Origin of the sequence: Propionivibrio sp., assembly GCF_016790145.1 — a bacterium.
In the GTDB taxonomy this organism is placed as follows: Bacteria; Pseudomonadota; Gammaproteobacteria; order Burkholderiales; family Rhodocyclaceae; genus Propionivibrio.
In genome coordinates this window covers 1-10,149 of sequence record NZ_JAEUOI010000144.1, presented here as the reverse complement: position 1 = coordinate 10,149, position 10,149 = coordinate 1, and the positions used below count along the sequence as shown (strand labels likewise).

8 protein-coding genes are annotated in these 10,149 nt (G+C 59.3%); 2 read left to right on the top strand and 6 right to left on the bottom strand.

Features of this window, described 5'->3' with window-relative positions:
- Positions 1 to 74 precede the first annotated feature (74 nt).
- A complete protein-coding gene (locus JNM42_RS12005; protein WP_294270012.1) occupies positions 75 to 1,346 on the bottom strand; it encodes an adenylate/guanylate cyclase domain-containing protein in 1,272 nt (423 codons plus the stop codon).
- Positions 1,347 to 1,952: 606 nt separating this feature from the next.
- On the opposite strand from JNM42_RS12005, the gene JNM42_RS12000 reads away from it, so the two are divergent.
- Positions 1,953 to 3,059, top strand: a complete 1,107-nt coding sequence (locus JNM42_RS12000; protein WP_294270010.1) for an ADP-ribosylglycohydrolase family protein — start codon at positions 1,953 to 1,955, stop codon at positions 3,057 to 3,059.
- Positions 3,060 to 3,238: 179 nt separating this feature from the next.
- On the opposite strand, the gene JNM42_RS11995 is transcribed toward JNM42_RS12000, so the two are convergent.
- Both JNM42_RS11995 and JNM42_RS11990 read right to left on the bottom strand, forming a co-directional pair.
- Positions 3,239 to 4,135 (bottom strand): alpha/beta hydrolase, encoded by an 897-nt coding sequence (locus tag JNM42_RS11995; protein ID WP_294270007.1) that lies wholly within the window; start codon positions 4,133 to 4,135, stop codon positions 3,239 to 3,241.
- Between the two features lie 5 nt (positions 4,136 to 4,140).
- Positions 4,141 to 5,361 (bottom strand): MFS transporter, encoded by a 1,221-nt coding sequence (locus JNM42_RS11990; RefSeq protein ID WP_294270004.1) that lies wholly within the window; start codon positions 5,359 to 5,361, stop codon positions 4,141 to 4,143.
- Positions 5,362 to 5,576: 215 nt separating this feature from the next.
- Here JNM42_RS11990 and JNM42_RS11985 point away from each other — a divergent pair, with 215 nt between their 5' ends.
- Positions 5,577 to 5,948 carry a VOC family protein gene (locus JNM42_RS11985; protein ID WP_294270001.1) on the top strand — a complete coding sequence of 124 codons (372 nt, stop codon included), beginning with the start codon at positions 5,577 to 5,579 and terminating at the stop codon, positions 5,946 to 5,948.
- A 389-nt stretch (positions 5,949 to 6,337) separates the two neighbouring features.
- On the opposite strand, the gene JNM42_RS11980 is transcribed toward JNM42_RS11985, so the two are convergent.
- The 3 genes from JNM42_RS11980 to JNM42_RS11970 form a co-directional block, all read right to left on the bottom strand.
- Positions 6,338 to 6,481: a hypothetical protein gene (locus tag JNM42_RS11980; RefSeq protein WP_294269998.1), complete on the bottom strand. Its 144-nt coding sequence runs from the start codon at positions 6,479 to 6,481 to the stop codon at positions 6,338 to 6,340.
- A 246-nt stretch (positions 6,482 to 6,727) separates the two neighbouring features.
- Entirely contained in the window at positions 6,728 to 7,132 is a 405-nt protein-coding gene (locus JNM42_RS11975; RefSeq protein ID WP_294269996.1) for a S4 domain-containing protein, read from the bottom strand.
- A gap of 18 nt (positions 7,133 to 7,150) precedes the next feature.
- On the bottom strand, positions 7,151 to 10,149 hold a 2,999-nt coding region (locus JNM42_RS11970; protein ID WP_294269993.1), incomplete at its 5' end, for an efflux RND transporter permease subunit.

Below are 10,149 nucleotides of genomic sequence, written 5' to 3'. Positions count from 1 at the left end.
GTGATTTGGTATTTTAAGGGTGAATCGGTTTGATGGTCATGGCGTCAGTCTTATCGTGAACAGATTTCGCCCGCTCACGCCGCCTTGCGACCGATGGCGCGGTGGACAACCATATTTCCCTTGCCCTTGAGGTAGATCGTTTGCGGCTCGTGAAAATCGAAGCGCTGTTTTAGCCGCCGATAGGTGGCTTCATCCACCTGCACCATGCCGGGAACGCCTTCGCTGGTGATGCGGCTGGCAATATTGACGGTGTCACCCCACAGGTCGTAGATAAATTTCTTTTTGCCGACCACGCCTGCTACCACCGGACCGGTGCCGATGCCGATACGTACTTCGAGATGCATGTGGTTAACCTGGAAATCGCGTTGCAGAAGATCACGCATCTCCAGCGCCATGTCGACCAGTGCCTCGGTATAGTTGCTGCAATCATCGTTCAAGCCTCCAGCGACCATATAGGCATCGCCGATTGTCTTGATCTTCTCCAGACCAAACTTTTCGGCGAGTTCGTCAAATGAAGAAAAAATCTTGTTGAGCATCGAGAACACCTGTTGCGGGCTCAGTCCCTCGGCAATCCGGGTGAAGTTGACGATGTCGACAAACATCACGGAAATATCGGCAAATCCGTCGGCAATGGTCTGGTTGCTGTTCTTCAGTCGTTCGGCAATCGAACCCGGCAGGATATTCAGCAGCAAGCGTTCAGAACGCTCCTGCTCGACCTGCAGTTGCTGGTGCGCTTCTTCGAGGCGGGCCTGGGCTTTCTGCTTTTCAATCGCCGAGTAGCGAAGCAGGAGGAAAACAATACTCGACACGCCAGCAAAATTGAGTGCGAAGAAGAACACCGTGGTCCGCGTCGGCACCTTCATTGGCGTGTTGGTCAGCGAATCGGCGAGGTAGTAGTCAAAAGCGCCCGAGAGTGCGGTGAAAACAATGTAGGCAAAAAACCAGGCCAGAGCCTGACTTGGGCCAATGAACAACACGGCGCCAATCGGTGCCAGCAGTGCCCACAAGCTGACACCACTGGCGGAAATGAAATTGCCCATGCTCCACTGCGCCACAAAGGGCATGAACAGGAACAGTGCAAGCTGGATTACGCGAAAAGCATCAAAATTCAGTGTTTTCAGGTACACCACCAGATTGCCGACCAGCAGCAACTGGAACACAAAAGGGATGGTCGATGAGAACTGCGGCCCGAGTTGCCAGTAGATGAACAACCACAGCATCGAGGCGAAGCTGATGAGGCCAGTAGCAAAAATCAGCAGCGATTTCTGCAGTCGCAATTCCTCAGAGTCTGTCGGCAGAATACCGGCATTACTGAAGCCTTCGAGAAAGCCGCGTTGACTGCTCATGGGTTGTCTGGGGCGATCAGTAGAATTGCACCGGTTGATTTGACCTCAAACGCTCGAGTCGGTCAACCCGGGTGTTTGACATCCGGGTACTTGTCAGGTGCACGGTATATGTGTACTCGCACTAACTCATTGAAATACCGTGGCACCAAGCCAGGGTTCGTGCTCATTCCGGGCTTGACACGGAATGACTGTTGACTTGAAGGGAAACGCTGAATAGGCCGTCACACCGACGCACTCCAGGAGTGCTTGAGCACTAGGCCCTTTCACCTTCAGGGCTGAAGCCGGTGTTCAGTGCCTTGGCTTTTCTGGAATCCGGTTTTTGCCACGAAGGAGATACCCTTGACGTGGCCGAGGGCCATGGAATGCGCCGGGACGAAGAGCATTTTTTTAAATTCTTGTTGTGAAATGGAAATATCCGATGTCGAAGGCTTAAGGTAGTGCCATTGATGAAAGGATGTTTTTAATGTCTCTTCAGCGCGTCAATGTAAGTTGCATTGATTCCAAATTCCACTCGGTGCCGGGCGCCGTTTCCTCCGATTGTGATGTGTATCGTCAGCAAGTCGAGGCTATCCGAACCTGTTTTGTCGACTCAAGCGGATCGCCATCATGAGCGCGTCGAGCCATCTGACACCGGCGGAACGCATGCGCGGCGCACTGTGGGGGTTGTTCGTCGGCGACGCGCTGGCGATGCCGGTGCACTGGTATTATGAGGTGGCCGCCTTCCAGCGCGATTTTGGCGTCATCCGCGATTACCATTCGCCCAAGGCGCATCATCCGGGTTCGATCATGGCGCTGGCCAGCACCGGCCAGGCCGGGCGCGGCTCGCAGGATGGAGACGTGGTCGGCGGCATCATCCTCAAGGGGAAAAAACAGCACTGGGGCCAGGCCAACCGTCACTACCATCAGGGCATGCAGGCCGGTGACAACACCCTGAATCTGTTGTGTACGCGGGTACTGCTGCGTACGCTCAACCTCACAGGCCGCTACGATCCCGCCGATTATCTGCGCGACTATGTTGCGTTCATGACCGCGCCGGACAGCCACAACGACACCTACGCCGAATCCTTCCATCGCGACTTTTTCGCCAATTACGCCCGTGGTTTGCCGCCGGAACGCTGCGCTGGCGCGGAAGGCCATGACACCGCCTCGATTGGCGGGCTGGTGGGTCTGCCACCGGTGATTTTCGCCGCGTTACGGCAAGGCGATCCGACGACAGCAAACGCGGCAGCACTGACCCAATTGCGGCTGACCCACCGTTCGAGAAAGCTGGAACGTTACGCTCAGGAATTCAGTGCCCTGCTGATTCGCTTGCTGCAAGGCCCGCGAGGCCAGATCGCGGCGCTGGCGTGCGCCGCTGCCGAACGGCTGGGCTTCCCGGCGACGGCGGTGATCGAGCGCATCCGCCGCCAGCACCAATCCGATCAGGCCGTGATCGGAGGCCTGCTCAGTCCCGCCTGCTATATCGAGCATTCTTTTCCCGTCGTGCTGTATCTGGCGGCGCGCTATCCGGATGACATCGAAGCTGCGCTGATTGCCAATACTAACGCCGGCGGTGACAATTGCCACCGCGGCGCGGTGCTGGGTGCCATTCTCGGTGCGACACTGGGGGTGGCGGCGATTCCCGAACGCTGGATTCAAGGGTTGACGGCGCACGCCGCACTGGAAGAGGAAATCGAGCGCTTCATCGCCCGCTTCGGCCAGGAGTGTGAATAAATTGATAAACACCTCCCAAGCCGTTGCCCGAGGCCAGGCTTCGCGCTCATTCCGGCGCAAGCCTGAATCCAGTACCTTCCTCTGATATTCCTTAAAACATTCGGATAAACTAGCTCAATCACAGCTTACGCCGGGGTGACTATCGTGGAAATCAGGCAGTGTTGATTTTTCACAGACTCTCAGGGAGATTTCCCGGTGGGGTGAGCTGGGGAAAAGAAGTCGTCGAGCAGAGCGGCAATCGCTTGTGGCTGGTCGTGGTGCAGGTTGTGCCCGCACTCGTCGATCCGGACTTCCCGCACATCGGCAAAGCAGGCCATGCGCTCGCAGTACTCGTCCGGGTGTTCGTCAAACCTTTTCATGATGACCGATTCACGCCCGGCGACCCACAGCGTCGGGGCGCTTACACGACGCCAGCAGGCCTTGGCCTCCTCCAGCGGGTAAAGTACGGGGCTGATCCAGCGGTGCTTCGGGTCGGCGGCGAAAGTGAAGTCGCTGCCATTTTCAAGCGCGAGCAGCGAATGCTCGGCAAGGAAGGCGGCACGTTCGGGAGTCAGGCGCGGGTTGTCGCGGCATAGTCGCAAAGCATAATCCTCGCGCCGCGGGTAATGACGGAAAGCCGAATCCTTGTCACGAATCTGCTGCAGCCATTTCTCCAGACGGGCCGGTGTCTCGCCCGGTGCCGAGACCCACAGGCCGAAGCCCTCCATGTTCGCGAAGCGTGAAACCCGCTGCGCCCGGATTCCGGCATATACGCCGGCCACGATGCCGCCCAGGCTGTGCCCGGCGATCTGCGCGGGCTGGTCGGGCGAGTAATGTTCGAGCAGGGCGTCGAGGTCGGCGATGTAGTCCGTGAACATGTAGGCGCCATCGTTCCATTGCGAAAGGCCGAAACCGCGCCAGTCCGGCGCAATGACGCGCCACTTGCGCGGTAAGGCATCGACGACAAACTGGAATGAAGCGCTGACATCGCCCCAGCCATGCAGGAAGAAAAAGGTCGGCGCGTCGTTCTCACCCCAGATGCGGACGTGATAGCGCCGTTCGCGCAGGGAGACGAATTCGCAATGGAAGGGCTGCATGCCGGTCAGGCCGCCTGGGCGGCATGAATGACTACCGGCGCTTCGCGGATCGGCAGGTTAAGCAGCGCCGCCAGACTCGACAGCGCGATGTCGGCGTACCACATCCACGAGTAGTCGCCGAAGCGCGTGATCGAGAGCCCTCCCAGCCAGGCACCGAGAAAGCCGCCGATCTGGTGCGAGAGCAGGGTCAGTCCGAACAGTGTTCCGAGATAGCGCACGCCGAACAATTTGCCGACAATGGCGGCGGTCGGCGGCACCGTCGCCAGCCAGGTAAAGCCGAGGCCGGCGGCAAAAATATAGAAGGTCAGGTCGGTTCGCGGCGCGACCAGATACAGCGCAATCATCAGCGCGCGCGAGGCATACATCCAGAACAGCACGTATTTGCTGCGATAGCGGGCGACGCAGGCGCCGGCATAGAGGCTGCCGAAGATGTTGGCCAGGCCGATGATGGCCAGCGACCAACTGGCCACCGAGGGCGGCAGGCCGCACAGATTAACCTCGCCCGGCAGGTGGGTGACAAGAAAGGCGATATGGAAGCCGCAGGTGAAGAACCCGGCATGCAGCAGCAGATAGCTGCGGTCGGCCAGCGCGTCCTGCACGCTGCGCCGCAGTCCGGGGTCGGCCGCCGTGACCGTCTTGTGCGTTGCTTCGAGCGGCCTTGACACCACACGGACCAGCGGTAGCGCGGCCAGCGTCATCACGGCCAGCGCCCACAGGGCGCCCATCCAGCCTATCGTCTGAATCAGTTTTTGCAGGATCGGGGCGAAAATGAATTGACCGAAGGAGCCGCCGGCGTTGATCACGCCGGACGCCGCACCGCGCGATTCCACAGGCAGTCGGGTGGTCGCCGCGCCGATCAGCACCGAGAAACTGCCGGCGCCCGAGCCAATGGCCGAGAGCAGACCGAGTGAAAAGACCAGCCCCCAGGTACTGTTCATGAAGGGTGTGACGGCACTGCCGAGCGCCAGCAGCAGCAGTCCCCCTTGTAGTACGCGCCCCGGCCCGTAACGGTCGGCCACCGCACCGGCGATCGGCTGCACGGCGCCCCACATGAACTGCCCGACGGCCATGGCCAGGCTGATCGAAGCGATACCGAGGCCGGTGCTGGTGTTGAGCGGAGCGAGAAAGAGGCCGAGCGACTGCCGCGCACCCATCGTCACCATCAGGATTCCGGCGGCAGAGAGTGTAACGGCCCACAGAGCCGGCGTATTGAGGGAGCGGAACATGGTCTGGTTTTCTCGGGTGCGTGAATATATTGGAACGGCCATTGTAGAGGGAGTTCATTGGGTATGCACCTGAGTGGTTTGCGCGCTCAACCCGGTCGGAATTGAGTTCCTTCTTTTGACCACAGTGTACGGACTCATTCGAAAGGCTATATTGAGCTTGTGGCACAACCGTGCACTCGCCTCATTCACTCAACTCTCGTTTGGAGGATGGTCAAATGCAAACCTCACCGCTAGGGTTCCTGCGAATTAAAGTCATTGCACTGCCAACGCTCGATATCGAGCGCGCCCACACGTTCTATCGCGATACGCTTTCCCTGGCCCCAGCCTTTGAAGGCGACACGCATGTCGGGTATTTTCTGGGTCAAACCATCCTGATGCTGAAGACCAACTGGTATGCCCCGCCTTCGGACAAGCTGAATCCGCGCATTACGATCGCCACCGAACATGCTCCCGATACCGAAAAGGCGCTACGCGAGCGTGGCGTCTCCATCCCCGATCCAGTCCAGCCCTATGATGATTTTTATGTGGGCAGCTTTCTGGATAGCGAGGGGAACAAGCTGTGGTTCTGTTCGCCCGTGAAAAAGTAAACGGAAGCAATGTGGAGGTGCTGAACTAAAGGGGATGGTCAGGAAAGCGCCAAATTCAATTTATTCGAGCCTGGCCGTTTCGATCAGACCCTTTTGACGCACTTCTGCATCGACCCTCTTTCAACCGGCACTGGACTATGAGTGCGATCAGCGGATCACGGGGTATCAGGCAAAATCCAACGAGCGGGCATCGCCCAGGGAATCTTGTAGCCAGGGTCACACAATCAACAAAAACCGTCGCTTGCGTGACCCATTGCACGATGGCTCGCGCTTCTGGATGGAGTATTCAAGTCCTTCGCGTGCCAAGTCGACGATTAAACGCGACTAAACACTCCTGGATACTCCCCAAAAAGCGGTATTGAATTTCCTATCCTTCTACCAGGAATCTGTTACTGCGCCTTGCGCGCCTGCCGCGGCTGGCTGTTCAACCAATTGATGGCCAAACCCACGCCCGGCAAGCATAGAGCGGCAAGCATTGCAAAAATGCCAAGGTCTTCCACCAATACGGCGATATTCGTTTTCATCGTTTTCATGTTTCTACTCCTTGTGTTTGGGAATTGACTCGATCAATTCGAGACTGCTTCCCGTCGTGTTGTGGCTCGTGTATTTCCGAACATCCGAACCGTCAGGCGGGACAATAGTGGGCCAAAGCTGTAGTGGCAAACGATAAAATCCGACTTCATGGATGAGTTTTTCTCAGCCATAGGGCTCAGGTAAAGCAATAGGTGACCACGATTGCTTTCTGTTCGAATTCAATATTTGCCGTTTTTAAGCTGAATTCAGAAGCCTTCGTTGAATCCCCGGATCAGTCGTCGAGCCTTTTTGGTCGGGCGACCGCGCAGGTCGCTGCCGGGGGTGGGAGAGAATCGCTGGATCTCCTTCATTGCGCTGCGGCGTGCGCTGCTCTCCGCTGTTTCCGCATAGAGCTGCTGCGCTTCGCTTGCCGGTCGACGTTGATCGTTGAGGCTGCTGACCCGGATGGTCCAGAGTGCATCGCCGATTGCCAGATCAAGCGTATCGCCTGGGCGCAGGACGCTTGCCGGTTTGACGCTGTGCCCGTTGAGCTTGATGTGGCCGGCGTGGATGGCGGCTGTGGCCAGCGAGCGCGTTTTGTAGAAGCGTGCCGCCCACAGCCATTTGTCGATGCGCAGGCTGGCGAGCGGCGGTTTTTCAGGAGCGGCCATGGTCTTGGCGATTGGTCTTCAGACCGCTTCGGGCAGCGCGTTTTCGGCCTTGGCCTTGGGCGTCAGGCGGTCGAGGTAAACGTAGACCACCGGCGTCAGGTACAGGGTGAGGAACTGCGAGAGCAGCAGGCCGCCGACGACGGCCAGCCCCAGCGGGCGACGCACTTCGGCACCGGCGCCGAAGCCGATGGCAATGGGCAGCGTGCCGACGAGAGCGGCCATGGTGGTCATCATGATCGGCCGAAAGCGGATCAGACAGGCTTGGTAGATCGCTTCATGCGCCGGCAATTGCTCGCTGCGTTGGCGGTCGAGCGCGAAGTCGATCATCATGATGGCGTTCTTCTTGACAATGCCGATCAGCATGATGATGCCGACAAAGGCGTAAAGACTCAGATCAACGCGGAAGACGAGCAGCGTAACCAGCGCGCCGAGCGCCGCCGAGGGCAGGCCGGAGAGGATGGTCAGCGGGTGGATGAAGCTTTCGTAGAGGATGCCAAGCACGATGTAGACCACCAGTATGGCGATCAGCAGCAGCAGGCCAAGCCCCTGCAATGAGGCCTGGAAGGCTTGCGCCGTGCCTTGCAGGCTGGAGTTGAGCGAGGCCGGCATGCGCATTTCCTGCTCCAGTGCCTTGATGCGGTCGACGGCATCACCGAGTGAAACACCGGGCAGGAGGTTGAAGGAGAGGGTGACCGAGGGAAGCTGTCCCTGGTGGTTGACGGTCAGCGCCTGTGTCTTTCGAGTGACGCGGGATACGGTGTCGAGCGGGATCAGTTTGCCGCTTGTTGCGCGCACGTAAAGGCGGGAGAGCATCGAGGGATCGAACTGGAATTCGGGGGCGACTTCGAGGATGACCTGATACTGGTTGGTGGCGCCATAGATGGTAGAAATCTGCCGCGCGCTGAAGGCGCTTTGCAGCGCATCCTCAACCTGGGCGAAGCTCAGACCCAGCGTGGCGATCTTGTCGCGGTCGACGTCGAGTGCGACGACCGGGCTGAGGTTGTTGAGGTTGCTGGTGACGTCGATGAAACCGGGCAACTGGCGGATTTTGCCGAGCAGGGTTTCCGTCCATTGGTAGAGTTCGGCCAGGTCGGTGCTCTGCAGCGTGTATTGGTATTGCGCGGCGGTGATCTGGCCGCCGATGCGGATGACCGGCGGATTCTGCATATAGACCTTGATGCCCGGGACGGCAGCCAGCTTGGGACGGAGCTGCTGGATGATTTCATCCGGAGAAAGCTTGCGTTCGTCGCGCGGCTTGAGAATCATGAAAATCGTACCCGTGTTGGAGGTCGGGCGGATGCCGCCGCCACCGACCGAGGACATGAAGGAGCGGATGTTCGGGTCCTGCGCAACGATGGCGGCCACTGCGCGCTGGTGTTCGACCATCGAGGCGAACGAGGCGTCCTGCGCACCTTCGGTAAAGGCGATGATCTGCCCGCTGTCGCCACTCGGGATGAAGTCCTTGGGCACCATCGTGAACAACACGCCACTGAGGACGATGGTCGCCGCGAAAACGGCGATCACCAGTCGCGGGCACTCCATGGCCCAGCGCAATGATTCCCGGTAGCCGGCCAGCAGGGCATCGAAAAAACTTTCGAAGGCACGGAAGACGCGGCCATGCTCTTCCGCATCGGCATGCCGCAGATAGCGGCTGCACAGCATCGGCGTCAGCGTCAGCGACACGACCCCTGAAACGAGAATGGCGGCGCAGATGGTGACGGCAAACTCGTGCAGCAAGCGACCGACGATGCCGCTCATGAAGAGCACCGGGATGAATACGGCGATCAGCGAAATCGTCATCGAGATGATGGTGAATCCGATCTCGCGCGAGCCCTTGATGGCGGCCTCCAGCGGCGTTTCACCCAACTCGATGTGGCGGACAATGTTTTCGAGCATGACGATGGCGTCGTCGACGACGAAGCCGACAGAGAGCGTCAGCGCCAGCAGCGAGAGGTTGTCAAGGCTGTAGCCGAGCACGTACATGACGGCGAAGGTGCCAGCTATGGAAATCGGCAGCGCCAGTGCCGGGATGACAGTGGCCGAAAGGTTGCGCAGGAAAAGCAGAATGACCAGGATGACCAGAAAACCGGCAAGAACCAGGGTGAACTGCACGTCATTGATCGCGTCGCGGATCGAGATGCTGCGGTCGTAAAGCGTGGTTATCTCGATCGCCGCCGGCAGCTTGGCCTGGAAGCTGGGCAGGATGCGCTTGATCGAATTGACCGTTTCGATGGTATTGGCGCCGGGCTGGCGCTGGATGGCCAGCACGATGGCACGCTTGTCGACATTCCAGCTGGCGATGCGGGCGTTCTCGACACTGTCAATCGGTGTCGCCACCTCTTCAAGGCGAACCGGTGCCCCGTTGCGCCAGGCGACGATCAGTGGGCGGTAGGCCGCGGCATTCGAGAGCTGCCCGTTGTCCTTTATGGCAAAGGTCTGGCGCTCGCCGTCGATCAGGCCGACCGGCTGGTTGACGTTGGCCTGTGTAATGGCCTGCTGAAGTTCGTCGATGCCCATGCCGCGGGCGGCGAGTTGATCCGGGTTGCTGCGGATGCGTACGGCGTATTTCTGCGAGCCGAAAACCTGCACCTGGGCAACGCCGCTGATCGTCGAAATGCGCTGGGCGAGCTGTGTTTCTGCATATTCGTTGACCACCGGCAGCGGCAGCGTCGGCGAGGACAGCGCAATGTAAAAGATCGGCGAGTCAGCGGGGTTGACCTTGCGGTAGGATGGCGGCGCCGGCATGTTCGGTGGCAGTTTGCGCAGTGCGGCGGCTATCGCCGATTGAACATCCTGAGCGGCGTCGTCGATGTTGCGTTCGAGCGAGAATTGCAGCGTGATCGAGGTGGTTCCCTGCGCGCTCGTCGAGTTCATCGAGTCGAGCCCGGCGATCGTCGAGAACTGACCTTCGAGCGGTGTGGCGACGGCAGCGGCCATCGTTTCCGGCGATGCGCCGGGTAACGCGGCGGTGACCGAAATGGTCGGGAAGTCGACGCTCGGCAGTTCTGAAACCGGCA